At 70.2% G+C, this 25,824-nt stretch carries 22 protein-coding genes; 10 read left to right on the forward strand and 12 right to left on the reverse strand.

The features are described 5' to 3' along the window. The coding region (locus ABZ914_RS07535) for a LacI family DNA-binding transcriptional regulator (RefSeq protein WP_500192239.1) at window positions 1-566 on the reverse strand (566 nt) is incomplete at its 3' end. Between the two features lie 18 nt (window positions 567-584). Continuing rightward, on the reverse strand, window positions 585-1,088 hold the full coding sequence (locus ABZ914_RS07540; protein WP_500192276.1) for a winged helix-turn-helix transcriptional regulator: 504 nt from the start codon (window positions 1,086-1,088) through the stop codon (window positions 585-587). A 90-nt stretch (window positions 1,089-1,178) separates the two neighbouring features. Between ABZ914_RS07540 and ABZ914_RS07545 the strand changes: the two genes are divergently transcribed. The 4 genes from ABZ914_RS07545 to ABZ914_RS07560 all read left to right on the forward strand — a co-directional run bounded on the left by ABZ914_RS07545 (window position 1,179) and on the right by ABZ914_RS07560 (window position 4,175). Further along, window positions 1,179-1,880 (forward strand): SDR family oxidoreductase, encoded by a 702-nt coding sequence (locus ABZ914_RS07545; RefSeq protein WP_500192240.1) that lies wholly within the window; start codon window positions 1,179-1,181, stop codon window positions 1,878-1,880. A gap of 37 nt (window positions 1,881-1,917) precedes the next feature. Beyond that, window positions 1,918-2,343: a tautomerase family protein gene (locus ABZ914_RS07550; protein WP_500192241.1), complete on the forward strand. Its 426-nt coding sequence runs from the start codon at window positions 1,918-1,920 to the stop codon at window positions 2,341-2,343. A gap of 390 nt (window positions 2,344-2,733) precedes the next feature. Next, window positions 2,734-3,375 (forward strand): hypothetical protein, encoded by a 642-nt coding sequence (locus tag ABZ914_RS07555; protein ID WP_500192242.1) that lies wholly within the window; start codon window positions 2,734-2,736, stop codon window positions 3,373-3,375. Window positions 3,376-3,692: 317 nt separating this feature from the next. After that, complete coding sequence (locus ABZ914_RS07560) at window positions 3,693-4,175, forward strand: hypothetical protein (RefSeq protein WP_500192243.1); 483 nt, start codon at window positions 3,693-3,695, stop codon at window positions 4,173-4,175. Between the two features lie 928 nt (window positions 4,176-5,103). Here the strand turns inward: ABZ914_RS07560 and ABZ914_RS07565 are convergent. The 5 genes from ABZ914_RS07565 to ABZ914_RS07585 all read right to left on the reverse strand — a co-directional run bounded on the left by ABZ914_RS07565 (window position 5,104) and on the right by ABZ914_RS07585 (window position 11,023). Further along, window positions 5,104-6,537 (reverse strand): M1 family metallopeptidase, encoded by a 1,434-nt coding sequence (locus ABZ914_RS07565; protein ID WP_500192244.1) that lies wholly within the window; start codon window positions 6,535-6,537, stop codon window positions 5,104-5,106. A 194-nt stretch (window positions 6,538-6,731) separates the two neighbouring features. Beyond that, complete coding sequence (locus ABZ914_RS07570; protein WP_500192245.1) at window positions 6,732-8,705, reverse strand: serine hydrolase domain-containing protein; 1,974 nt, start codon at window positions 8,703-8,705, stop codon at window positions 6,732-6,734. Between the two features lie 199 nt (window positions 8,706-8,904). Continuing rightward, complete coding sequence (locus ABZ914_RS07575) at window positions 8,905-9,510, reverse strand: response regulator transcription factor (protein WP_500192246.1); 606 nt, start codon at window positions 9,508-9,510, stop codon at window positions 8,905-8,907. An 11-nt stretch (window positions 9,511-9,521) separates the two neighbouring features. After that, entirely contained in the window at window positions 9,522-10,475 is a 954-nt protein-coding gene (locus tag ABZ914_RS07580) for a nucleoside hydrolase (protein ID WP_500192247.1), read from the reverse strand. Window positions 10,476-10,582: 107 nt separating this feature from the next. After that, window positions 10,583-11,023 (reverse strand): hypothetical protein, encoded by a 441-nt coding sequence (locus ABZ914_RS07585; RefSeq protein ID WP_500192248.1) that lies wholly within the window; start codon window positions 11,021-11,023, stop codon window positions 10,583-10,585. A 120-nt stretch (window positions 11,024-11,143) separates the two neighbouring features. Here ABZ914_RS07585 and add point away from each other — a divergent pair, with 120 nt between their 5' ends. Genes add through ABZ914_RS07600 form a run of 3 tightly spaced genes read left to right on the forward strand, consistent with a single transcriptional unit; the run spans window position 11,144 to window position 13,897 of the window. After that, the gene (gene add / locus ABZ914_RS07590; RefSeq protein ID WP_500192249.1) at window positions 11,144-12,178 is read left to right on the forward strand and encodes an adenosine deaminase; all 1,035 of its coding nucleotides are present in this window, start codon (window positions 11,144-11,146) and stop codon (window positions 12,176-12,178) included. Then, a complete protein-coding gene (locus tag ABZ914_RS07595; RefSeq protein ID WP_500192250.1) occupies window positions 12,175-13,230 on the forward strand; it encodes a LacI family DNA-binding transcriptional regulator in 1,056 nt (351 codons plus the stop codon). The genes add and ABZ914_RS07595 overlap by 4 nt, the downstream gene beginning before the upstream one ends. A 40-nt stretch (window positions 13,231-13,270) precedes the next feature. Beyond that, a complete protein-coding gene (locus ABZ914_RS07600; RefSeq protein ID WP_500192251.1) occupies window positions 13,271-13,897 on the forward strand; it encodes a TetR/AcrR family transcriptional regulator in 627 nt (208 codons plus the stop codon). Window positions 13,898-14,055: 158 nt separating this feature from the next. Here the strand turns inward: ABZ914_RS07600 and ABZ914_RS07605 are convergent, their stop codons facing one another. After that, window positions 14,056-16,539 carry a DUF4429 domain-containing protein gene (locus ABZ914_RS07605; protein ID WP_500192252.1) on the reverse strand — a complete coding sequence of 828 codons (2,484 nt, stop codon included), beginning with the start codon at window positions 16,537-16,539 and terminating at the stop codon, window positions 14,056-14,058. 677 nt (window positions 16,540-17,216) lie between these two features. Between ABZ914_RS07605 and ABZ914_RS07610 the strand changes: the two genes are divergently transcribed. Further along, window positions 17,217-18,137: a cyclase family protein gene (locus ABZ914_RS07610; RefSeq protein ID WP_500192253.1), complete on the forward strand. Its 921-nt coding sequence runs from the start codon at window positions 17,217-17,219 to the stop codon at window positions 18,135-18,137. A 406-nt stretch (window positions 18,138-18,543) separates the two neighbouring features. Here the strand turns inward: ABZ914_RS07610 and ABZ914_RS07615 are convergent, their stop codons facing one another. Next, window positions 18,544-19,419: a YhjD/YihY/BrkB family envelope integrity protein gene (locus tag ABZ914_RS07615; protein ID WP_500192254.1), complete on the reverse strand. Its 876-nt coding sequence runs from the start codon at window positions 19,417-19,419 to the stop codon at window positions 18,544-18,546. Window positions 19,420-19,659: 240 nt separating this feature from the next. Beyond that, window positions 19,660-21,930 (reverse strand): catalase, encoded by a 2,271-nt coding sequence (locus ABZ914_RS07620; RefSeq protein WP_500192255.1) that lies wholly within the window; start codon window positions 21,928-21,930, stop codon window positions 19,660-19,662. Window positions 21,931-22,115: 185 nt separating this feature from the next. Between ABZ914_RS07620 and ABZ914_RS07625 the strand changes: the two genes are divergently transcribed. Then, the gene (locus ABZ914_RS07625; RefSeq protein WP_500192256.1) at window positions 22,116-22,916 is read left to right on the forward strand and encodes a helix-turn-helix domain-containing protein; all 801 of its coding nucleotides are present in this window, start codon (window positions 22,116-22,118) and stop codon (window positions 22,914-22,916) included. Window positions 22,917-23,033: 117 nt separating this feature from the next. Continuing rightward, on the forward strand, window positions 23,034-23,429 hold the full coding sequence (locus ABZ914_RS07630) for a VOC family protein (RefSeq protein WP_500192257.1): 396 nt from the start codon (window positions 23,034-23,036) through the stop codon (window positions 23,427-23,429). A 337-nt stretch (window positions 23,430-23,766) separates the two neighbouring features. On the opposite strand, the gene ABZ914_RS07635 is transcribed toward ABZ914_RS07630, so the two are convergent. Beyond that, the gene (locus ABZ914_RS07635) at window positions 23,767-24,618 is read right to left on the reverse strand and encodes an oxidoreductase (protein WP_500192258.1); all 852 of its coding nucleotides are present in this window, start codon (window positions 24,616-24,618) and stop codon (window positions 23,767-23,769) included. Between the two features lie 130 nt (window positions 24,619-24,748). Beyond that, on the reverse strand, window positions 24,749-25,624 hold the full coding sequence (locus tag ABZ914_RS07640; protein ID WP_500192259.1) for a helix-turn-helix transcriptional regulator: 876 nt from the start codon (window positions 25,622-25,624) through the stop codon (window positions 24,749-24,751). Between the last annotated feature and the right edge of the window lie 200 nt (window positions 25,625-25,824).

Here is a 25,824-nt window from a genome sequence, read left to right on the forward strand (position 1 = left end):
TCCTGCCCGATCGCCAGCCCGATCCGGCGGTGGCCCATTGCGGCCAGATGCCCGACGATCGCCTCCAGCGACGCGACGTCGTCATTGGAGATGAAGGGGGCGTCGATGTCGGGCCGGTACCCGTTCACGAGCACGACCGGTAGTGCCTGCTCGATCAGCCGCGCGTACCGGGCCCGGTCCGAGCGCGCGTTGGCGTGCAGCCCGTTGACGAAGATGATCCCGGCGACGCCGCGTTCCAGCAGCATCTCGATGTAGTCGTCCTCGGCGACGCCGCCCGGCGCCTGCGAGCACAGCACGGCCATGTACCCGTGCCGGGCCAGCGCGCTCTCGATGACCTCGGCGAACGCCGGGAAGATCGGGTTGGTCAGCTCCGGGATGATCAGCCCGATCAGCCCGGCCCGCTGCTGGCGCAGCCGGGCGGGCCGTTCGTAGCCGAGCACGTCCAGCGCGGTCAGCACCGCCTGGCGGGTGGACGGGGACACGCCCGGCTTGCCGTTCAGGACCCGGCTCACGGTCGCCTCGCTCACCCCGGCGTGCGCGGCGATGTCCGCCAGGCGTGTCGTCATAGATCTCAAATCACGTTTCTAGGTGCTGCGGTCGCGGCCGCCAGCCGCGCCGCCAGGGGGGTTCAGCCGGATCTCGATGTTGTTGGACATCGCTTCCGGCGCTGGCTCGGCGGTGACACGGGCCCGTACCGGACGGCCGGTTCCGGCCTCGACGAACGACAGGGGCGGGTGGTCTTCCTGCAGGTACTTGTCGCCCCATTGCATCAGCGACAGGAACACCGGCAGCAGGTCCTCGCCGGCCTGGGTCAGCCGGTACTCGTCGCGGGCCCGGCTCCCCGGCTCCCGATAGAGAACGGGCTCGACGACACCCGCGACCTTCAGCTGTTTGAGCGCCCGCGACACCGCGGGTGCCGAGGCCCCGATCCGTGCCACGAAGTCGTCGAACCTGGTTGTGCCATAGAAGCATTCGCGAACCACTAGGAACACCGTCTTGGTGCTGAGCAGGTCCAGCACCCGACCCGCCGAGCATCGGTCGCCGATCGCCCACGCATCCCGGTCGCTCAGCCGTTCCTCGAAGTTCATCGCCACCCCGTCAGTGTAACTAACGCTTGCGTTATTCAGCAGGGTGTGATTCGATCTAGCTAACGAGATCGTTAGTCAGGTGGAGGTGCCGTGGTTGCCGTAGCGGGCAAAGTGGTCGTGGTGACCGGAGGCCGACGTGGACTCGGCGCGGCGCTGGTCGACGAGGTGCTGGGGCGCGGGGCGCGAAAGGTGTACTCGACCGCGCGCTCGGCGTACATCGACGACCGTCCAGAGGTGGTCACCGCCGAGTTGGAGGTTCGCTCGGAGGCGTCGGTCGCCGCGCTCGCGGAGGCCGCCGCCGACGCGGAGATCGTGTTCAACAATGCTGGGATCCTGCTGCCGGGCCCGCTGCTGACGGGTGACTTCCAGCGCGCCGTCGTGACGTTCGACGTCAATGTCTTCGGGTCGCTGCGGATGGCGCGGGCGTTCGCGCCGATCCTGGCCGGGAACGGCGGGGGCGCACTGGTGAACGTGCACTCCGTGCTGTCCTGGCTGGCCGGTAGCGGCGCCTACGGGGCGTCCAAGGCGGCGGCGTGGTCCGTCACGAACTCGCTCCGACTCGAACTGGCTCGTCAGAACACCCAGGTCGTCGGCGTACACGCAGGGTTCATCGACACCGAGATGGTCTCCGCCATCGAGCTGCCGAAGGCGACGCCGGCGGAGGTGGCCGCGCGGATCGTCGATGGTCTGGAGGCTGAGGCCACGGAGGTGCTGACGGACGACGCCACAGTCGCCGCCAAGGCGGCGCTCTCCGGCCCTGTGGAGCACCTGGCCTTCTCGGTCGCCCGTTGAACACTCCAACCCGACAATCGAGGAGTGGCGAACCGCCATGCCGTTGTGGACTATTCATCACACACCCGGAATCTTCGCCGACGAGGAAAAGCGCCGACTCGCCTCACACATAGCCGATCACTATGAAAAGGTCGGGTTGCCCCGGTTCTATGTGGTCACACTGTTCCATGAAACCCGGCCCGAGGAGTTCTACGTCGGCGGGGAACCCACCCCGCTCGGGGTCCGCATCGCCATCGACCACATCGCCCGGCGCAGCCCCGACCGGGAGAGCCGGCGTCGGAACGCCCAGTGGATCAAGGGCATGCTGGAGCCCTACCTCGAACGGCACGCAGGGCTGCACTGGGAGTTCCACGTCGACGAGACCAGCGAAGACCTGTGGATGATCAACGGGATCGCACCGCCCCCCGCGGGCTCCGACGCTGAGAAGCTCTGGGCTGAGAACAATGCGGCGTCCCTCTACTGACTGCGCCGCCGGTACCGTGCCCGGAGTAGACGAGCCGGACTGCCATCAGGTGGCTGGTCTGCGCGTACTTGTGGGGGCTTACGGTCATTGGCCCTCCATGTGTCAACAGTGGCGATCAGAGAGGTGCCGATGACTGCAGAGTTGGGACTCCAGCGCCGCGCCACGCCGGCCCGAGCGATCACCTAGGTGAGCGCCGTAGCGCTGCATGCTCGCAGAAATGAGTAGGGCTGATAGACCGGACACTTCCGCCGGGCTGCGTCCGGTTTATCCTTGACCTCCGTTCTCGCAACCCCTCGCCTGGCGCAATTCTGGAAAATGGCGGGGTGATCGCTCGCCGGGGCGCGGGAGGCGGTGGTCGGTTTGTCCTTCCGCTGACGAGGAGGTCGCCGCGTGGAGCCCGGGATCGTCGTGGTGTTGAACGGCCTTACCGGCGCGCGGAAGGCGGGTGCTATCGCCGGGTTGGCCGTGGGAGCGTTTATGGCGGCCGCTTTGGGGGTCGCCTTCACTGTCGGTGTGACGATGGGGAGTTGTTCGCGGGCGGGCGTTGCCGCCTGGGCGGGTGGCGTGGCGGTGCTGATCGCCACCGTCGTGGTGTGGCCTTCGGTGCCGCGCCTGCGGCGCCGGTTCGCCCATCCTGCGGTGTGGCTGGAGGGGACGGTTCTGCACGCCCGCATGGGCGACGGGTTGCGGAGTTGCGACCTTGCGACCGCGCATGTCGTGATAGACGACGTCCCGCCCCGGCGGGGCCGGCAGTGGAATCCGGCGTTCCAACGGGCGGGGATCGTGACGGTCCCGGGGATCGCGCGTTTCCGGGTCGAAACCGACGCGGGGCCGATCGATTTCGCGCTGTATGACTCCCACCGGCGGGCGGAGGTGTCGCGGGAGGTGCTGAAGGCGTTGGCGGACGCGATTCTTGCCGGTCCGGACCGTTACGGGCAGGCCGGTCAGGACACCGAAGATGCTGTCCGGAAGCTGCGCGAGCGGGCGGTGGCGGCGTTGAAACTCCGGGGGCAGCCGCGGTGGCTTCGCTGAGCGGCTCGACACTGCGGAGGTCTAGCAGGTGCTGCGGTGCTTCACCCACGGCAGCCCCAAACACCCCACCTATCAAGGACTCGAAGAACTCGGCCGCACCCTGCTCACCATCCTCGCGTGCGAGCCGGCTGGATGCGCACTCGGCCAGCACGTGCACGGCGGCCCACACGTTTTCGAACTTAGAGTAGGGCAGTCGTTACCGGACTTTCTGTGTTCAAGTACGGCGATCTTGGAAATGGGAACGGTTGCGAAGGGTGGCACGTCCGAGAAGGGCGAACTGGGTGCGAGATATGCACCACGTGAGAAAGAGGAGCATCATGCCGCTTGCCGACCAGAACGGCCGCCTGTCGTCCCGGAAGCTCCTGCCCGGAGAAAAATGGCTTCCATCCGTCGCCGCCGGGTGGTTTATCGCGGTGGCCTTGACTGGCGCCACCTTCCTGTTGAGTTGGGGGATCGCAGGGAGCGTCGACGCCGGGTGCGATTATCATTACAACCGCCGCGGCCAGCGCTCCTGCGGAGTGCCGGACGACGGAATGGATAGTTTTATCGCAGTAATGATCGGAGTTTTCTCGTGGGGGCTTGCGGTGTGCGCACTGGGCTTCCGAGTGATGTTCAATGGTTCGTGGTGGCCTGCTCTCGGCGTCACCGTCGGTGCGGCCGCGGCCTTGGTGGTCTCCGTGATGGGAGGCGTCACCACGGGTGAAAAGGTCATGCTATTCATGGCCCTGGCGGCCGCCGTGGCCGTGCCATGGGTCACCCGCTACCGCAGTAACAAGCGATCCGAGAGGCAGGGGAATTGAGCGGGCAGAAGGGTGGAGGACGCGGCTGGCGGGCAGCCGAGCACGCTGATGGCGGCAGGTCGATCAGGGTGGTGGCCGTTGCGTCACCTCGCTGGTCGAGGGCGGCGAGGTCACCGCGGCGATCGAGGTGTCCGATGTGTTCGTGGCCGTCGCCGCCGAGCAAGGGCGTCCTGACGGCGGCCGCCTTCGAGGCTACCTGACCGCCGGGCGGCCCGCCCTGAGGCCACGAAGGCAGTCGTCAGGCACGCCTCACCGGCTCCTGCGCGCCTCGCCATCTGACCGGCGGCCGGGGTAGGAGCGATCCGCGCGCGATGTTCAGTTGGTCCTTCTGCGGAGGACGACACAGGACGCGGAGCGGACGCTCACCATCACGCAACGAGCACTGCGATGGACCAGCCAGAAGCACGGGCGGCGGAGGGTCGCCCTCAGGGGCGGATGGTCGCCGGCGCCGAACCTTCGCCGCCGCGCCAGCGTGGCGGCGCCGTGCCGCAAGTGGTGCACCCATACCGGCGGCAGCCGGTACTCCACTGGCAGGCCCTGGAACATGGGCGTGAGCCGCCGCGAGGAGACCGGGCCGCCGTTGAGGCTGGTGCCCGCTCACCTGCCGTCGCGGTACCGGTCCGCGTACGCGGCGGCCGCCACCTGCTACGGGTTCCGAATGGCACGCAGCGCCGCGATCGCGGTGCGGTCCAGCGCGATCACGCGGACGCTGTACGCGGTCTTGGGCGGACGCACCTCCAGCCGTCTGCGCCGCCGTCGTGACCGTGTACAAGCGACCATGAACCGCCCGACCGGGGGCCGCAGGGCCTCCCGCGTTACGGTTGATCTTGAATCTGCTCATCGGTCATGAGCTCCCCCTGGGCCTGTTGGCCACGCACCGAACGCCGTGGAAGATGATCTCGCTTGGCGTGGCATCGGGCCGACGCCTTCAGCGGTCCCAGGTGGGCTTGCCCGGCGAGTGCAGCCAGACCCGGAAGAACTCGCGGAGGTCCTGCCCGGAGATCCGTTCGGCGAGCGCTTCGTAGTCCTCCGTGGTCGCGGTGCCGTACTTGTGCTCGGCCAGCCAGGTACGGGTCAGCCGCAGGAACCGCTCGTCGCCGATCCTGTGCCGGAGCGCTTGCAGCGCCATCCCGCCGCGGAGGTAGATCGAGCGGTGGAACATCTGGTCGCGGGACGGGTCGGCGATCGCGAGGTCCCAGAACCCGGGGCGGCCGGGCGGCATGGGCGGCGGGTCGGCGTAGATCTGCTGGAAAGCCTCCTGCGCGGACTGGCCGCCGTGCTTCTCCGCCCAGTACTTCTCCGTCCAGACCGCGTAGCCCTCGTTCAGCCAGGTGTCACTCCAGCGGCCGACCGAGACGCTGTTGCCGAACCACTGGTGGCTGATCTCGTGCACCACGCCCTTCTCGACGGGCGGCGTTTCGTAGGTGGGACGGGTCTGCGTCTCCAGCGCGTTGGGGACGTTGAGCGGCGGAACGTTGTTGTTCTCGATGATCGAGCCGGTCGTGGTGAACGGGTAGGGACCGAAGTAGTCGGCCAGTTCGTCGGTCGCCCGCGCTGTCCACGCCGGAGTGCCGACCGAGCCCGGGTCGGACGCCACACCTGGATCGACCGCGTCGAGCTGCGGGATGCCCTTGCCCGTGGTGGTCCTGGAGATGTCGAACCGTCCGATCGAGCCGGTCGCCAGGTAGGTCGCCATAGGGCGGTCCTCGCGCCACACGAAGGTGTCCTTGCCGTCGGCGCGCCACCGCTTGACCAGGCGGCCGTTGCCGATCACCTGGAGCCCCTGCGGCACGGTCGTCTCGATCGTGAAGAACGCCTTGTCGCGCGGATGGTCGTTGGCGGGGAACCACGTGGACGCGGCGTTCGGCTCGGAGACGATCGTCGCGCCGTCGTTGGTGTGCAGGAACCCGTACGGCAGGTCGAACCCGATCGGGCCGCCCAGCGTCTCGGGGACGCCGTCGTAGCGGACGACCACCGTGAACCGGCTCCTGTTCCGCAATCCCTGGCGCGGCGTGATCTCCAGTTCGCGTTCGCCGCTGCGGGCGAACGGGACGCGGTGGCCGTTCACCTGCACCGATCGGACGTTCATCTTGTAGAGGTCGAGATCGAACCGGGACAGGTTCTGGGTGGCGGTCGCTCTGATCGTGGTTTCGCCGATGAGCTGGTCGGTGGCGGGATCGTAGGCGGTCTTCAGGTGGTAGTCGCCGACGTCGTATCCGCCGTTGCCGAGATCGGGGAAGTAGGGGTCGCCCAGCCCCGGCGCACCGGGTTCGTACCGGACGTCGGCGTTCGCGGCCGGCACGCACAGCCCGAGCGCGATGGCGGCGGCCGCAGTGATCCGCGCAGGCTTCACAAGTCCCATCGAATGACCTCTCCCTCGAAAATCACACAAAGGCCGTCGAGACAGTCCAATTTGATCAACATCAACCGAGTTCGTCGATCATGCGAACAGGACGGGCCCGCACCGGCGCCGGGCAGGGCGGTGACGCGGGCGGCCCGTCGGTCAGCCCGCGTTCATGGATCGGAAGTACTTTTTCGGCGGTCATAGTGCCTCGCTCAGTTGGTCGGGAACGGCAGCGCGAGGAGGTTGTAGGTCATGGCGACCTTGTAGAAGGCCACGGCTGCCACCACCAGGAGCGTGTAGGAGAGCCGGCCCGTCCACCCCCACCAGCCGCGGACCCAGGCGACGACTGCGGCGCCGGTGACCGCGATCGAGAACAGCAGACCGGTCGTGGCCACGAACGGCAGCGCGGCGAACCGCGGTGAGTTCAGTGCGGTGAGTTCCATGAGCACGTTCGGGTCGGACACGGTCACGGCCACCGCGGCGGTGAAGCCCGTCACGATCGCGGCGGTGACCCAGGCGAGCAGTTTCGCGGCCCGCGGGCCCGCGGGCTCGGGAGGAGTTCCGGTGCGGGACGGGCGCCGCGCGACGCGCACCAGCCCTTTGACCGGCAGGAGGAGGAAGCAGACAAGGAACGCGAGCGCGCCGAGACCGAGAAGGATGACGTGCGGCGTCGGGGTGTCGTACCAGGCGAGCTTTTCCAGGGCCTCGGAGGGGTTCATCGAGCTGGTCAGCGTTCCGTCGCCGGTGAAGGCGATGCGGGCCTGGCCACCGCGTTCCTGGAAGAGCCTTGGACCGATCCGGACCCAGTGCTGGGTGGTGTCGTCCGGGTCGGGGGAGAGTCCGGTGGTCGTTAGGGTCCCGTCGCTATGGGCCTCGACGGACGGCGCCGCGAACAGCGACGCGACCTTCATGATGCTCGTCCTGCTCGTGCGGGTGGACCGGTAGGTGCCGGCGAGGCCCTTGATGTCCTCGGCTTTGGTGGCGGGGGCCGGCGGGGCCTGCGACGTGGCCGGAAAGTAGCGGTCGACGATCTGGTTGACCAGGCTCTGGCCGTCCCATGGGGCGGTGGTGCCGACGCCGTCGCCGTTGTAGACGACGTAGATGCCGGTGCGGTCGTCGGGGAGCAGGGCCATGACGTTGTGGTGGCCTGGGACGTCACCGTCCTTGTAGACGAGGCGGTGCCCGTTGCGCGGCCGCTGCTCCAACACATAGCCCATGCCGGGGATCCGAGGGTCCTGCGCGTAGTGCTGCTGTTGCATGCGCCGCGCGACGTCGCGGCCCAGGCGCGGGTCGTTGCTCAGCTGGGCGAGCATGAGGCGGCCCATGTCGGCGGGGGTGGTGACCGGCCCCGTTCCGGTCGGTGTCCACGGCCCGTACTGGCCCTTGACGGTGGCGTAGCCGTCCCCGTTCGGGCGGTACGCGCCGGCGAGGCTCGCGTCCAGCTCCGCCGTGTGCGGCACCGCCATGCTGGTCGCGGTCATGCCCAACGGCTTCAGGATGTGCTGCTCGACGTACTGGGCGAACGGCTGGCCGGACGCGATCTCCACCAGGTGTCCCGCGAGTGCCATGCCGTAGTTGTCGTAGGCGACACGTGTGCCGGGGGGCCGGACGCGGCGGGGCTGCCGGTCGGCGAGACTGCGTGCCAGCGAACCGACGTCGGCTGGGTCGGCCTTCGCGAGCCCGACGATGTCGTCGTCGAAGCCCGCGGTGTAGGTCAGCAGGTGCTCCAGGGTGACGGGTCGCCCCGGGTAGGAGTTCTTGATCTTGAAGGTGGTCAGGTAGCGGTTGACGTCGGCTCGCAGATCGAGCTTGCCGGCGTCGACGAGTTGCAGTGCCGCGGTGGTGGTGAACAGTTTGGCCAGCGACCCTGTGAAGAAGCCCGTCTTCGGGGTCACCGGCTTCTTCCCCGCTGCGTCGGCGGTGCCGTACCCCTTGGCGAGAACGGTCCGGCCGTCCGAGACCACCACGACCGCCGCGCCGGGGATCTTGTCGTCGGTGAGCTGCCGGCGGACGATGCCGTCCACCAGCCCGGTGAGCCCGGGGAGGTCGGCGGAGCGGGGCGGCGGGACGATCGGTCGTGTGGGCCCCGCCGGGGGCGGAGCGAGGGCCTGTGCCGGCAGGGCGAAGCCGAGGACCGTGGCCGAGGCCAGCGCCATGGCCGCCCAGCGGGCGATCTTCGGTTTCATGATGATCACAGTGCCGACCTGCATGGGGACCGGACCAGTGTCTGCCGCCCGGTTCTCATGTGCGGAACGCACGAACAGGACGGGCGGTACGATCTCGCCTCGCGGCGGCCGCTTCGGTGGGGCCGGTGAAAGCCGGTGAAAGCCGGTGATGCCGCCGCCCGTCCCGGCGCGCACATGGGACGGCTACCTGCCGATCGTCCTACAGCCAGCCGGCCTCGGTGGCGATCCGGACGGCGTCGAGCCGGTTGCGTGCGTCCAGTTTGGTGACGATCACGCCCAGATAGTTGCGCACCGTCCCCTTCGACAAGTGGAGCGCTGAGGCGATCTCCGCGGGATCCGCGCCGTCCGCCGCGAGCCGCAGGACATGCGCCTCCCTGTCGGTCAGCGGGTTCGGCCGCTTCGTCAGCGCCTCCGCCGCGAGCCGCGGATCGAGGACGTGCTCGCCGGCCGCCACCCGGCGGATCGTGTCCGCCAGCTTGGCCGGCGGCTCGTCCTTGAGCATGAACCCGCGGGCTCCGGCCGCCAGTGCCTTCCGCAGCGTCTCCGGACGGTCCAGGGACGTCAGGATCAGCACCCGGCACTCGGGAAGCCGCTCCGCCAGCAGCGCGGTCGCCGCGAGCCCGTCGCCGCCGGGCATGCGCACATCGAGGACCGCGACGTCGGGACGGTGCGCCAGCGCCAGCGCCACCGCCGCGTCCCCCGACGCCGCCTCGGCCACGACGGCCAGATCGCTCTCCAGGCCCAGCAACGCGACCAGGGCGCCTCGGATGAGTTCCATGTCCTCGGCCAGCAGTACCCGAATCACGTCCGTCCTCTTTATCCGATCAGCCGGGGCAGGGGAGCGGCGACGGTGTCGAAGAGCAGCCGTTTGAATCCGGCCTCGTGCACGCGGCGGACCAGGGTCAGGTTGGGGGGCGGGGCCGTCCTCCGCCGGTCGATGACCATCTGCCCGCGGGTCAGGCCGTCCAGGGCGATGTCGACGTGCGCCTCTTCCTGCTCGGTGACCAGGTCGGGTCTGAGGGCGACGGCCATGGCCACCGGATCGGGCAGGTCGTAGCCGGCCAGGCCGGTGACGTCGCGGGCCCAGTCGGCGACGGTGCGGTTGATGCGATGGGCGAACGAGGCCAGCGGGGTGCCGATCTCCTCCAGCCGGCGCTGATCGGCCGGGGTCATCACCGCGTCCCGGCGGGAGACGTCCCAGCCGATCCACGTCACCTTGTCCGGGGTGGCGGCCTGGGTGAGGACCCGGGCCGCCTCGGGATCGGCCCACACGTTGAACTCGGCGGTGGGCGAGACGTTGCCCGCCATGTCGGCGGCGCCGGCCATGCAGTAGACGTGCCGGAACCTCGACAGCAGCTCCGGGTCGCGCAGCAGAGCGGCGGCGATGTTGGTCAGCGGGGCGAGGGTGACCAGTGTGAGTTCGCCCGGGAGCCTTCGGGGCAGCGTCAGCAGGACATCGACCGCGTGTGCCGCCCGAGGGACCGTGACGGGGTCGGGCAGGCCGATATCGCCCATGCCGTCCTGGCCGTGGACGTGCTGGGCGCTGGACAGGGCGCGCGTCATGGGGCGCGGGCAGCCGGCATGGACCGGGATGTCGGGGCGCCCGGCGGTCTGCAACGAGATCAGCGCGTTGCGGGTGCCGGTCTCCAGCGGCACGTTGCCCGCCACCGTGGTCACCGCGCGGACGTCGGCCAGGCCGCTGGCGGCGGCCAGCACCAGGGCGACCGCGTCGTCGGAGCCGGTGTCGGTGTCAATGATCAAAGGCCGCATGGCGGCGTTCCCCAAGGATGTGAGGCGGTCTCGAAGGACCGGGTGTGGCTGATGGCGTGTTCGCTGTGGCCATGGCCCTGATCGCCCAAGGGCGCAGGGAGCCGTGGTCAGGCGGGCTGCTCCACCGCGGCACGGACGCCGTGGAGGATCTCAAGGGCCCGTTCGGGACGGATCGGAGGCGTCCAGGCCGGCTCCGCCGGCGCGAACTCGATGAAGACGATGGTCGTGGAGGTCATCGAAACGCAGGCGGTGTCGTGCGCGGGCGGTGTGCACACGGCCGAACCGCTGCCGGTCAGGCCACGGAAAACGACCAGCCTGTCATCGGACTGCTCCATGTCGAAGGGGCCGTACGCCTCGGTCCGGCTCCGGTCGATGGGCAGGCCTGCGGCGGTCGCCGGGACGATGAGCCGGTACGGCCTTGTGCCGCCGTCCGAGACGCCGCCCGGGGACATGGCGGCCACCGCACCGGCCACCGCGACCGCCGCCATGACGGCGCCCATGCTCGCGACCAGTACGAGCACACCCTTGCGGTCCCTGGCGATCGGCATTGACGGCCCCCTTGATCGGTCAACGGCACGGACGCTAGTAAAACGTATGACGTCCGTCAACGCTGGCTTGTGAGCAGATGTTGTAATACGTTCCATGGTTAGATCCGGAGGGAGTCGCCCGTGGAGGTCCTGCCGCGTTCGCAGCCCAAGGCCGAGCTGCATCTGCACTTGGACTGCTGTGTCAGCTACGCCTGCGTCGCCGCACTACGGCCGGGCACGTCCCTGACCGAGTACCTGCGTGACTACGTCGCCCCTGCCAGATGCGCGGATCTGGTCGACTTCCTCACCAGGCCCACCAGGATCGTCCAGCTCATGCAGACGCCCCGGGCACTGCGCCTGGTCACCGATGACCTGTTCGCGCAGCTCGTCGCCGACAACGTGGCCTACGCCGAGATCCGGTTCGCGCCGCTGCTGCACACGGCGGGCGGGATGCGCCCCGAGCATGTCGTCGAGGAGGTCGAGACCGCAGTCGCCCGGGCGAGGGAGGCGACGGGAGTGCGGGCGAGTGTCATCCTGTGCACGCTTCGGCACTTCGACGCCGACGCGAGCATGGCCACGGCCCGCCTGGCCGCCGCCCGGCTGGACGGCGGCGTGGTCACCGGGTTCGACCTCGCCGGCGACGAGGCGGGATTCGGGCTGGACGCGCACGTCGCGGCGTTCCACCACGCGCGCGAGCACGGTGTGCGGATCACGGCGCACGCGGGCGAGTCACGAGGCGCCGACGGCGTCAACGACGTCCTGGACCGTCTGGGCCCCGAGCGGATCGGGCACGGGGTCCGCAGCATCGAGGACGAGCGCACCGTCGAACGCCTCATCGCCGGCGGCGTCCACTTGGAGGTGTGCCCCACGTCCAACGTGCAGACGATGGGGAGGCTGCTGCCGTCCTACGCCGATCATCCGGTCGACCGGCTCCGATCGGCCGGTGTCCCGCTGTCCATCAGCACCGACGCCCGCACCGTCGCCAATGTGACCCTGGACCGGGAGTACGAACGCCTCCGGCGGGCGTTCGGCTGGACGGCCGACGACCTGGCCCGCTGCAACCTCGCCGCCGTCCAAGCGTCCTTCGCCGGTGCCGGCCTCCGGCAAGAGCTGGTGCGGATGTTCACCGCACCCGCCTGCCCGCCCGCACCTCCGGCTAGGATCGCCGCGCCATGACCGACAGCCCCACCGACCCATCCCGCCGCTCGCCCGGCGGCACGGGCGGCGCACACCGCCGTCCGACCGGACACGAGGTCGCCGAGCTGGCCGGCGTGTCCCAGTCGACGGTGTCGCTGGTGTTCTCGGGCAAGGCGGCCGGCCGGGTCTCGGCCGAGGTGGAGCAGCGCGTCCGGCACGCCGCCCGGCAGCTCGGCTACCGCCCGCACGCCTCCGCCAGCACCCTGCGCGCCGGACGTACCCGAACGGTCGGCCTCCTGGTGCCGGACATCACCAACCCCTTCCTCGGCCATGTGCTGCGCGGCGCACAACGGGCCGGGCGCGCGGACGGGATCACCGTCGCGCTCATCGAGCCGGGGCCCGAGAGGAACTGGCAGCTCACCGCCGTGGAGGCCCTCAACGCCGCGGCCATCGACGCGATGATGCTGTTCGGGATCGAGCCGCCGTTCTCCGACGCTCCCGGACCGACCGTCCTCATCGAGGCCGTCGCCGACGGGTTCACCAGCGTCCTCCTCGACGTCCGGCAGGGCACCTCGGCGGCGGTCGGGCACCTGCTCGACCTCGGTCACCGCCGGATCGCCCACCTCGGAACCGACCTGCCGTCCACGACCTTCAAGGCCCGAGCCTCCCGATGGCGCCGCGCACTCGACCAGGCCGGTATCACCGCCACCGAGAGCCCGGAGGTGCTGGCGGGCTTCAGCCTGCAGGCCGCCCGCGGCGCCGCCCATCAGCTGCTGTCCCTGACACCGAGGCCGACCGCCCTGTTCTGCGACGACGACCTGCTCGCCGCCGGGGCGCTCATGGCCGCCCACGACCTGCGCATCCCGGTCCCCGGCGAACTGTCGATCATGGGCTTCGCCGGCACTCTGCTCTCCGAGGCCGCGACACCCCAGCTCTCCACCGTCGTCGCACCCGCCGAGGAACTGGGCGCCGTCGCCCTCCAGACGCTCCTGCGCACCATGGACGGCCACGTCACCGCGCCTCGTCCCCTCCCCATGACCCTGGTGCCACGTGCTTCCACCGCCCCTCCGCACCGGCCGCCCCCTCGATGAACCGCCGCGCGACCTCCGTGGCGGCGGTCAGGAGTCCGCTGTGAGCGCCGCCGCACCGCGTCCGCCGCGACGCCACCGCCGGATGTCGCGCGCCGACCGGGAACGGCAGATGCTGGACGTGGCGGAGGAGGTGTTCGGTGACCGCGGCTACCAGGGCACCTCGATGGATGAGATCGCCCAGCGGTGCGGCGTCTCCAAGCCGATGCTGTACGAGTACTTCGGCTCCAAGGACGGCCTGTTCGCGGCGTGCGTCGACCGGTCCAAGGCCGAACTGCTGGACGTCACCCAGAAGGCCATGGCCGCCGCTTCCACGCCCGAGGACGTCCTGTGGCACGCGATGGTCGCCTACTTCGCGTTCGTCGACGACCACAGCAGGTCGTTCGCGATGATGCTCAGCAGGCCCACCGACGGGTCCTGGAAGACGGTGGACGCCGTCGAGGCGATCCGCCGTCAGCAGGGCACACTGATCTCCGCGGCGCTGACGGCGTTCGCTCCCCACATCGGCGAGCAGGCGATCGCCGCGTTCACCGAGATCATCATCGGTGCGAGCGAGCGGCTCGCCCAGTGGCGGACCCTGCACCCGGAGGTGCGCATCGAGGACGCGGCACGGCACATGACCGACTTCTGCTGGAAGGGCCTCGGCCCCTACCTCGCCGAACCCGGCTGAAGCCTGCCCCCGCAAGCCGCCTGAGCCGGCCGGCGCCCCACGGAATGTCTCCTTGCGGGCGCCTGCCCGGTCGGAGAGGGCGCGACACGCCGAGGTGCCCGTCGGGCGATGCTGAACAAGCCCCAAAATGCCAGGACGCCAATCGGCCGTAAGAATGGTCAGTGGCGGCCCAGTAGCTCGGTCTTCTTTGCCTGGAACTCCTGTTCGGTGAGGAGTCCCGCTTCACGCAGCTCGCCCAGCTTGCGTATCTGGTCCAGGACGTCCTCCTGGGCGGTGGGTGCGGGCGCCGTCTGCGACGGTGCGCTGGAAGGTTCGCCATCGGCGAGACCTTGGAGGAGCTTCCGGATGGACTTCTCGAACCGAATGGCGTCCTTCTCCTGGAAGCAGCAGTAGGTGAGCCGTCGGTCGCTGTCCATGATCTGCAGTTGCAGGGCTGCCCAGCCTTCGGTGTATTTGGGCCGCACGCTGATGCCGCCGATGAGCGCGATCTTGATCGTGCGGAGTCCTTCCGGACCGACGAACAGGAGCCTGCGGCCGGTCAGCGCCAGCAATCCCTCCTCGCCGGCGAAGACCACCGGTTCCAGTTCGTGGAATTCCTCTCCCTCGTCCAGCTCCGCGAAGGCGGCGGGCAGGGCGGGGCCGAGGGCCAGGACGTCGCGTCGTGAACGTGACAACGCCTCCGCGACCTCAGGGCGGGTGACGATCGAGTCGAAGGCCATGTCCGGCTGGACGATGGCCCGCGCCGGGCAGCCGCGCATGGCGTCGATCGCATCCTGGAAGCGCTCGCGCTGGCGCAGGTTCTTGAATTCGAGCGTGTCGAGGTCCCCGGTGGTCACCTTCAGTTCTGTTCTCTTCCTCAGATAGAGGGTCATGTAGAGCACCTGGTCCAGCGCGATGCCGGTCACCTCGCCGTTCTGGCGCGCGAAGAGCAGCCGCCGGTTGGTGAGACCCAGCAGGCCGTCGCGTCGCTTGTGCCGCGCGGACTCGACCTCTTTGAGGATCTCCCCGGGCAGGAACGCTCCGGTCAGCATGTCGAACTCGCGTCGCAGGGACGCGAGGTCGGTCGTCGTTCTGCTCAACGCCCCGGCTACGTCGGGCCATGCGCCGCTCGGGTCCGGCCGCAACGGCCAGTGTGGTGCCGCCGCCGGTGATGGCGTGGTCGCCGGTGACGGCGATCCGCCGACCGCGTCCGGGGCAGATGGGACCGGCTGTGCCCCGGCGGCGAGCCGACGCAGCGTCCGCCGGAAACGTGCGGGATCGTAGACGCCGTGGTACGCCAGATCGGCGCCGTTCCGCGTATGGAAGACGATTTCTCCGACGTCGTCGTCGTCCCAGGTCGCCGCCGCGCCGGCGAACTCCGTAAGTGGGACCGAGAAGTGATCACCGAAGTGCTCTCCGGCCTCGACCACGAGCAGTCGCCGCGCCGTCAGGGCGACCACCACCACATTCCGGGCGATGGCCATCTCGACCTCTTCGAGTTCCTCGGCCGGTTCCAGAGCGAGCGTCAGCGCGACGAGTTCGCGGGGCATCCCCCTGACCCTGGTGCTCGCCCGCGACAGCGCCCGCTCCAGGTCGCGCCGCAGTCCGGTGGTGCGAAGCAGCTCCCGGTCAGGGATCCGTGTCACGGCCCCGAGCGCCCGTGTCACCTGGAGTGTGAACTCCAGCGCCGACGGTTCGTCGCCGTATGCCACGGCGTTGACGTCGAGCGCGGGTTCCACTGCCCGCGCGTCGGACTCCGCGCCGGTGAGATGGACGCGGACGAAACCGGACCCGTCCGGTGTCTCCAGCATCTCGACCCGCTCGATGGCCGGCACCGGGATGGTGCGCGTCAGGCCCTGACTGGTCAGCAACACGACCGAGCCGTCGAATTCGGCGCGGCCCCGGGGACCGTGCAGGACCAGCGGAGAGTCTGCAGAGGCCTCGCGCGTCAGCGGAGGAGCGGGGGCGGCGTCGCCGAACGTCCGCAACCGCGAGGCGACGCTCGCCGCGAGGATCAGCGTGTCGGCCTTCTGCCGGTCCCCGGCGAACTCGAGGCGGCGCAGGCCACTGGGCGTCGCGTCCCCGACCGTCCGGAACAGCACGTCGTCGGTTCGCAGACCCTTGCGATCGCGCCACTCCACCGAGTCGAGGGCGGCCAGCGGAATCGTCTGCGCGTCGCTCTTGCCGGAACGCCCGCGACCGTTCCACGTCAGCGTCACCGACTCACCGTCGAACCGCGCGGTGCCGTCCAGGCCCGTGGCGGTGACCGGCGGCCGCCCTACCTCGATCATGAATTCGTCTGCGGGGACGTCCGCCAGGCCGGTGGCGTCGATCGCCGATCGCAGTCGCGCGGCCACCCGGCTGGCCTCGTCGTGCTCCTTCCGGGAGAACTCGACGAAGTACGGGAGATCGTCCGAGGGCAGCGAATCGCCCGCCACTGCGGCGATCGGATCGGCCCCGTGCCGGGGAAGCAGCGACAGCCTTCCCGACCGCATCAACCCCGGTGCGTTGACCTGGACGTCGCGCAGCGCCACCAGCGGTACGACGAGGACGCCCAGCCTCCGCCGCAGCCATCCCTGGGAGGCCGCATCGCGATACCAGATCCGGCAGGTGATTCCGTCGAACTCCAGCCCGCCGTCGTCCCCGTCGAACCTCGTGATCACGAAGTCACGATATAGCCGGCCCTGTGACGAATACCCCGGGAGGCGATACCGGCCGCCGGTCATGGGGGTCGGGCTGGACGGCAGAGTGCGATGGCCGTTGAGCCCGAGGTCGAGGAAACCGGGAACGCGGTCGGCCAGAAATGAGCTTGTTGGGGTCTGAGGCGCGGTTTACTGGTCAGTCGCCTGGCCTTGGATGCTGTTCGGGGGTCCTGATGCGAGTGGCGTGGAGCCAGTCGGCTTTGTACTCAGGCTGGGATAATGGACTTCTCGCCGGCGGAGGGCGACCAGAGGTGCCGGCTGGTGGGTCGAGTGAGCGTGTCCCAGCAGGTGGGATACAGCTTGTGCGTCCTCGGTCAAAGGCTTCTTCAGCCGTTCCGCTGCAACCCTTCCGCGCGGTCTGTTACCGCCATTCTCAGCACCGGCCTGCGGTCGTCCGATCCCCGGATCGCGATGCGCCGAGTTGCACGCGCCGGGAGGTCACGGTGCTCCAGCCCAAGGAAACAGCTGCTTGACCATGAAGCGAGCCGGCCACGGGTCACCCAGCGCGCTGTCCGCGTGGCTAGGGCGGGCCGCTGATCGCCGGCAAGGAGAAGAATGATGTTGACGCACTCGGAGGAGCTGACCAGAGGGGCGATGCTGCGATGACGGCAGAGCGACCGATACCTGCACAGGATGACGTGCTCAGGTACTTCGACACGCTGTCGAACTGGGGACGGTGGGGTGACGACGACGAGCTCGGCACTTTGAACCACATCACCGACGACGTCCGGCTGGCGGCGGCGCGGGCCGTGCGCCACGGCAGGAGTGTGTCGTGCGCATGGGAGGTGGCCGTACCGGAAGAGATGGAGCGGTCGACGACGACGTGCCCGTGCTTCGCCGACATGCCGGGCGTCGAGAACATGCCGCTGCCCGGATTCCGCAACGACCGGCGCTGGGGCTATTCGAACGAGCGGCTCGGCATCCTGTTCCACGGCAACACCATCACCCACGTCGACTCGCCATGCCACATCTTCTGGGACGGCACGATGTACAACGGGCGGTCGCATTCGCTGGTCGACGCCACGACGGGATCGGCGTGGGGGGCCGTCACGGCGGCGGCGAACGGGATCGTCACGCGTGGTGTCCTGCTGGACATCGCGAAGGTCCGCGATGTGCCGTGGTTGGAACCGGGTGAGGGTGTGTTTCCCGACGATCTCGAGGAGGCCGAGCGTCGCCAGGGTGTGCGGGTGCGATCCGGCGACGCGGTACTGCTGCGGACCGGCCATGGCCGCGCCCGGCACGAGGCCGGTGCGTCCGGCGGTTTCACGCAGGCCGGCTGGCATGCGTCCTGCCTGCCCTGGCTGCATGAACGGGGAGTCGCGCTGATCGGCGCCGATACTCCCCAAGACGTTCAGCCGTCGGGGTACGAGGACATGGCGATGCCGGTTCACACCGTGGGCCTCGTCGCGATGGGCCTGTGGCTGCTCGACAACTGCGACCTGGAGGCGTGCGCGGCGACGGCTGCCGAACTCGGTCAGTGGGACTTCCACCTCGCCGTCGCGCCGGTCCGCTTCGCCGGTACGTCCGGCAGCCCGGTCAACCCGATCGCCACATTCTGACCGCGGGACGCGCGCCCGACGGTGTCGACGCAAGTGAGCGCTTACCCGCCTCCCTCCGTTCCTTCGCACCTCCGATGGTGGCACTCGCCTGGTGGGTGACCTGGGCCTCCTCGGTGATCACCCGCATCGACGGATCAGGATGGCGGCCGCCGCTCGCGCCGGCCCTGCCATCGCCCCGCGGGCGGCGACGGCGCGGGCAGTCCGCGCCGCAGCGCCCGGATCCGCGATCAGGGCCGCCCGCGCCCCCAAGCCGCCTGACTCTCCTGCGGCCTGGACGGCCGGCCGGACCGGTGGACAGTCCGGCCACGGATCGCCCTTGGCGGGGTAGCGGAGTTGCCGCATTCCGCCCGACCCGAGGAGTGATCGGACCCGGCGCCACGGCCGGGGGAGGCCGGGCTGCTTCTGCTCAGTCGCGGTGCCGTTGGCGGGGGGCGTGGGCGTGGCGTTCGCTGTACAGGCGGCCGGCGATGGAGCCGAGGTGGACGACGACGCCGACGGCGACCAGCCAGGACATGATGACCATGACGACGCCGATGGAGCCGTAGCTCTGCTTGTTGGAGACGATCTCGTCGGAGAAGAAGCGGGACGAGAAGGCTCCCAGCCCCACCCAGAACAGGCCGGTGGCCAGTGCCGAGGGCAGCAGGGACATCCAGTCGGCGGCTTTCCCGAGCAGGACTTTCATCGTCCACCACCAGAACAGGACCGCCAGCGCCAGGCCGGTCAGCCCCTGGAGGATCGGTCCGACAAGGGGCCCGAGAGGACCGAGGGCCCAGCCGAGGGCGGCGTGCGCGGCGCCGTAGCCGAGGAGGCCGGCGAGCCAGGCGCCTTGGGCGCCCAGATCCCGCAGCCCGCGGCCGGGCAGGTCGAACACCCGCCGGTACCAGCCCTGGAGTGTTCCTGCGACGGCCAGGGCTCCCAGGATCAGCAGGGATGCGCTGATCACGGTCGAGGATCCGGTGGCGGGAGTGGCGGCGAACAGGCCGGCCACGGCGTGCGAGGCCGGTTCGTCCAGGCCCAGCCAGCGGGTGACGACGGTGGCGGTGTCCTGGCCGGCCGCCGTGGTGATCACGATGAGGAACGGGAAGAAGCACAGGACCGCCAGCGCGGCCAGCTGGATGGAGTTGCCGAAGAAGTCGACCGCCGTCATCCGGGTCCACAGGGGGTTCTCCTTGATCCCCTTCAGGCGTGGGACGGCCCACTCCCGGCTCGCCCGGTGGAGGGCGCGACGCCGTGGTCGAGGCGGTGGTCCGAGCTTGTGAACCCCGGACGGTTCGGCGCTCATGTGGCAGACCTTCCCTGGCACCGCACCGCCACCTACCAGCAAGCATACGCACCTCGCCGCGACCGGCGCCGCCGCCGGAGGGCGGGCGGTCCGACCGCGGATCTCCTCCGAATGGGGCCAATCGCGCGCCGGCCCACATCCGTGCAAGTCCGTACGGCAGGGCAATTCGCGCGGGCCGCCCCCACGGCCTGCTTTCGCGGGACGTGGGGGCGGGACTTGCCGACGTGGTGCGCCTGCCGATCAGGCGGGGGCAGGGAACCGTTCCCAGACGCGGTGGAGCGCGAGCAGCTCGACGACGCCGCGCAGGGCGGTGGCGGGGTCGTCGTTCACCAGCACGCCGGGCGCGTCCTGCGGGATTCCGGCCCCGGGCAGTACGGGGCGGGCGGCGGCCAGGACCCCGATCGGCTTGGCGTGCCGGTAGGCCTCCGCGAGCAGGAGCAGGACGCGCGGGTCGGTGCCCGCGTCGACGGGACCGTTGCCGGCCTTGGCGTCCCGCGCGCCGAAGGCGTCGCCGCCGGGCGCGCCCGGCGCCGCGAGGATCAGCGCGTCGAACTCCACCGAGCGCGCGGTGGCGAAGGTGCGCTGGACGGTCACCGGTTCGTCGGAGCCGAGCTGCCCGCCGGACGGCGCGATGACCAGGGGGACCATGTCCCCGTCCAGGACCGACTGCCGGAGGGAGGCCACCGCCGCCAGGTCCGCGCCGGCGTCGGCGACGATGCCGATGATGCGGCCGGCCGTCGGCCAGCTCCGGCCCACCTGGGAGAGCGCGGGGCTGGGCTGGACGTCGGGGAGCGCGCCGGCGGCCTCGGGCGCGGGCAGTCCGAGCCCGGCGGCGACCTGCTCGCACAGGTAGGGGTCGATCTCGGCCAGCACCCGCAGGTTGCGTTCCTTGATGGCCTGCTCGTAGCACTTGCCGAGTTCGAAGGTGTAGGCGGCGATGATGTGCTCGCGTTCGACCGGCGACATGCTCAGCCAGAACAGCCGGGCCTGGCTGTAGTGGTCGGCGAAGGAGGCCGGCGCCTCGCGCACCTTGCGCGCGGCGGGGACCTGTACCGGCGTCTCGACGTAACCGCCCTCCTCGCTGCCGGCGAAGAAGGGGCAGCCGCCGTCCAGGGAGTTCGGCTTGTAGGGGGCGACTCCGGAGTGCACGGCCGTCTGGTGCATGCCGTCGCGCAGCATGTCGTTGATCGGCGCGTGCGGGCGGTTGATCGGCAGTTGCGCGAAGTTGGGGCCGCCGAGCCGGGTGATCTGGGTGTCGAGGTAGGAGAACAGCCGTCCGGCCAGCAGCGGGTCGTCGGTGATGTCGATGCCGGGGACGAGGTGCCCGGGGTGGAAGGCGACCTGCTCGGTCTCGTCGAAGAAGTCGGTGGGGTTGCGGTCGAGGGTGAGCAGGCCGATCGGCTGGACGGGCGCGAGCTCCTCCGGGACGATCTTGGTGGGGTCGAGCAGGTCGATGCCCTCGAAGGTCTGCTCGGGGGTGTCGGGGAAGGTCTGGATCCCCAGTTCCCACTGCGGGTAGGCGCCCGCCTCGATGGCGTCGGCGAGGTCGCGGCGGTGGAAGTCGGGGTCCACGCCGTTGATGATCTGGGCTTCCTCCCACACCAGCGAATGCACGCCCGCCTTGGGCTTCCAGTGGAACTTCACCAGGGTCGTCCCGCCGTCCGCGTCGACCAGGCGGAAGGTGTGGACGCCGAAGCCCTCCATGGTCCGGTAGGAGCGGGGGATGCCGCGGTCGGACATGTTCCACAGCGTGTGATGGGTCGCCTCGGTGTGCAGGGACACGAAGTCCCAGAAGGTGTCGTGGGCGCTCTGCGCCTGCGGGATCTCCCTGTCGGGGTGCGGCTTGCCGGCGTGGATCACGTCCGGGAACTTGATCGCGTCCTGGATGAAGAAGACCGGGATGTTGTTTCCGACCAGGTCGAACACCCCTTCGGAGGTGTAGAACTTGGTCGCGAAGCCGCGGGTGTCCCGCACGGTGTCGGCCGATCCCCGGGACCCCAGGACCGGCGAGAACCGGACGAACACCGGCGTCTCGACGTCCTTGGCGAGGAACGCCGCCTTGGTGACGCCGGACGCCGTCCCGTAGCCCTTGAAGACGCCGTGCGCGCCGGCGCCGCGCGCGTGGACGACGCGCTCGGGGATCCGCTCGTGGTCGAAATGCGTGATCTTCTCGCGCAGATGGTGGTCCTGCAGCAGCACGGGTCCGCGCGGGCCCGCCTTCAGCGAGTGGTCGCTGTCGGAGAGCCGCAGCCCCTGCGCGCCGGTCAGGTAGGAGCCGTTCTGCTCGCGCACTCCTGCGGGGGCGCCGGTCGGCCGGCCGGTCGCCGTGAACGGCTCTGGCGCACCCTGGTCGGCCTTGGGCGGCAGCGGCTCTCGCGGGTCGGTCGGTTCCTCGACCTGCGGCGCCCGGCTCCCAGGCGCGCCCGGTATGACGTCCGACGGCGCCATCGCGTCCTTGGCCTTGTCCGCCACCTTGTCGACCACGGACTTGACCGGGTTCTTCTCCTCCACGAGTCTCCCTTCGAAATGTCACGGCTGCCGCCGTCGTCGACCTGCTCCTTTCCTCGTGTCCGGGATCAAACGCTCGGGCGTTCCGGCCTGCGAAGGCCCCCGCCCTTTGCCCGGACGAGGTCACCGACGCGACCTGCGACGCGTCCGGCGGGCCGGCTCGCGGAAGTCGACCTACTGTGGTGAGCATGACGTCCGCCCCTCAGCTGCCCGCGGCGCTGGCGCCGTTCGTGGCGACGCTGAGCCCCTACGATCTCGGGACGGGCTCGGCCGGTGTCCACCGCGGGCTTCCCTCGACCACGGTGTCGATCACGATCCCCGAGGACCCGATGGAGATCGCCTGGCTCGGGCGGCCCTCCTCCCGGCGGCGGTTGCGGGCCGTGGTCGCAGGGCTCCACCTGGAGGCGGCGGAGCTGCGGCAGGTGGGCGGCACCCGCGGTGTCTGGCTGACGCTCAGCCCGATCGGAGCCGGAGCCCTCCTGGGCGTCCCGGCGGCGGCGCTGGCGGGGCACTTCGTCGAGCTGGCCGACGCGGTCCCGGCGATGGCGTCCCTGCCGGAACGCCTGGCGTCCTGCCGGACATGGCCGCAACGCCGGACCGCGGTCGTCGAGGCTCTTGCGACCGCTCTGGCTCAGCAGGGGGCGAACGCCGACGCGAACCGTCAGCAAGCGATGCTGGCGGCGCTGTCGGGAAGCGGGCGGGTGCACGAGGCGGCCCGGAGTCTCGGATGCTCGCGACGCCACCTGAGCACCGCGGTGCGCGCGGAACTCGGGGTGACGCCGAAGGAGTATCAGCGCCTCCTGCGTTTCGAGGCCGCGCGAGGCGAACTCGTCACCGCCGCACGCACCGGGACGGTCGGTCTGGCGGCCGTGGCCGCCGCGTCGGGGTTCGCCGACCAGGCGCATTTCACCCGGGAGTGGCGGGCCATGGCCGGGTGCACTCCAACCGAGTGGCTGCGGGCGGAAGGTCCGGCCGCGCGGACTCCGTGATCCGCTGTGGGGTGCGGTCCGTTCCTGGTGCGGTCCGTTCCTGGTGCGGTCCGTTTCTGGTGCGATCCGTTCCCAATCGTTCAAGACTCCGGCTTCGCCCCGCACCACGCTGGACGCATGAGCGCAGCCATCGACATCCTCGCCCGCGTCATCGTGCCCGATCCGGATCGTGCGTCGGCCTTCTACCAGGACGCCCTCGGCGCCGAGCAGGTGTTCCGCGCTCCGCCGGGCGACGACGGCAGGCCCGCCGTGGTCGACCACCGCGTCGGCGGCTCGTTCTTCCGGGTCTCGCCGGCCGTCGCCTCGTGGGGATGGCTGTCACCGAGCGATCTCGGCGGCTCCCCGGTCCTTCTCGAGATCGAGGTCGACGATCCCGACGCGGTCGGCGAGCGCATGGTCGCTCATGGCGCCGAGGTGGTCGTCCCGATCGAGGACCGGCCCTACGGCAAGCGCTCGGGCCGCGTCCGCGACCCGTTCGGCCACCTGTGGATCATCACCGGCGAACCGCGCTGAGCCGCCACAGGCCGCTGCGCGGGCTTCGGGACATCCTGCTCGCTGGGTGTGGACGATCGCCGTCCAGTGCCGGTGCTGCGTCCACTGTGCGGCGCCGCCCGCCACGAGTGCGGGCAGGCCCACCGTCACCAGCGGAGCGTCCACGGTGGCCGCGAGAACCCGGCCGATCCACGTGACGGCGACTGTCGTGTTGTGAGCGGGCGAGCCTCCGCGAAACGACATGGCGCGGCGCACCCGGCTCGTCCGAGGCGGTGTGCGTGGTCCGCGAGGCCGAGGCCCGCCGCAGTCGGAGAGCCTCGGCCTCGCGGTGAGCAGGAGAGATCTGGATCGTCCAGCGTCAGGCGACGGTGACTCCGCCTTCGGCGGAGTCGGTGGAGCGGCTGAGTTCCTCCCAGGCGTCGAAGTCGTCCTGGACGCGTTGGCGCCCGGCGGCGACCAGGCGTATCGCGTCCGAGCCGAGCAGGACGTGCACGGGAGGCTTCTCCGCGTCCAGGAGGGCGAGGACGGCGTCGCCCGCGCGGTCGGGGTCACCGATGCCCTGGCCCGCGAGGGCCTGGCGGCGGGTCCGGATCGGGTCGAACAGCGCGTCGTAGTCGGCGATGCTGCGCGGTGCGCGGACCAGTGACCTGCCTGCCCAGTCGGTTCTGAACGCGCCGGGGGCCACGGCCGTGACCCGCACGCCGAACTGGGCGACCTCTTGGGCGAGGGTGTCGGTGATGCCTTCCAGGGCGTGCTTGCTGCCTTCGTAGAACGCCAGTCCGGGGAAGGTGGTGTGCCCGCCCATCGAGGTGATCACGAAGATGTGGCCGCCGCGCCGTTCCCGCATGCCGGGCAGGACCGCCTTGACGGTCGCGACCGTCCCGAACACGTTGACCTCGAACTGGCGGCGCACATCGGCCATCGATGACTCTTCGAAGGTGCCTTCGAGCCCGTAGCCGGCGTTGGCGACGAGCACTTCGACCGGGCCCAGCTCCGCTTCGGCGGCCCGCACCGTGGGGTCGATCCGGTCCGCGTCCGACAGGTCGAGGACGAAGGCCCGGGCGCGGTCGGGATCCAGGGCACGGAAGGCGGCCGCGTGCTGCTCGGTGCGCACGGTGCCCGCGACCCGGTGCCCGGCCGCCAGGGCGCGTCGGGCGATGGCCAGTCCGAGGCCGGTGCTGACGCCGGTGATCAGGAATGTCTTGCTCACTGCAGGTGTCCTTTCGTGGACGAGTGCCAGGCCGCGGGGCGTGCGTGGGCACGGCGGCATCGACCCCGCGGGTATGGCGGGGTCTTGAACTTGGTGGTGTCGGTGTCGGATCGCCCGGTTCGGGCGGTCGTCAGGACTCGGCGGCGGTGTCCCTGATGGTCGCGGTCGCGGGTTCGCTGCCCCAGCTGGCCAGCAGCCGCAGGCGCTCCTGAGACGGCGAGCCGGACGGCGCGCTGTAGACCACGAGCGATTGGCCCGGGTCGGCGACGGAAGTGAAGATTTCGTACTGCAGTTCCAGGTCACCGGCGACCGGGTGGTGGAGTCGTTTCAGGCCGGTGCTGCGTTCCTGGACGCGGTGTTCCGACCACCACGCCGGGAACTCCGGTGAGCGCATCATCAGCTCACCGATCAGGCCGGCGATGTGCTGGTTTCGCGGCTGGGCGGCGGCTGCCATCCGCAACCCGTGCACGTAGTCGCGGGCGACGCGTTCCCAGTCGCGCCACACCAGGCGAGCACGCGGATCCAGCAGCGTCCACCGCGCCATGCTGCGTTCCCGGCGCGGCAACTCGGCCACTTCGGGGAACAGCAACGCCCACATCGTGTTCCCGCCGACGACGGTGAGGTTCCGGTCGCTGACGAAAGCAGGAGCCAGATCCATCGACTCCAGCACCTGCCGCAGCGCCGGCCGTAGCCGTGACGAGGGCGCGGCCCGGTCCTTGTGCCCGGCCGTGGCGCCCGCGAGGGCGAACAGATGCCGTCGCTCGACGTCATCGAACCGCAGCGCGTCGCAAAGGGCATGCAGTACCTGTTCGGACGGCTGCCGGGCGCGGCCTTGTTCCAGACGGGTGTAGTACTCGGTGCTCACCCCGGCCAGATGTGCGACCTCACTCCGCCGCAGACCGGCGACCCGGCGACCGGCGCCGGACTCGACCGGCAGACCGATCTCATCCGGCGTGAGTCCAGCACGGCGGGCCCGCAGGAAGTCGCCCAAGTCGTTTTTGCCCATGCCCCAAGTCTGCTCAGCCGCCCCGCCGATCACCAAGGGCGTAGCTGGCCCCGCCAGTACTACGCACCAGGTCATGCGAGGCCGCCAGGCTCGGCAAGGCCCGCCTAGAACGGGCATAGCCAGCCAAGCCGATGCCGGTCGTCCCGCGCCCTTGGACGTGGGACGTCCTCGCGCGAGCAGCGCGAGGACGCCGCTTGACC

Origin of the sequence: Spirillospora sp. NPDC046719, from assembly GCF_040645715.1 — a bacterium.
In the GTDB taxonomy this organism is placed as follows: domain Bacteria; phylum Actinomycetota; class Actinomycetes; order Streptosporangiales; family Streptosporangiaceae; genus Spirillospora.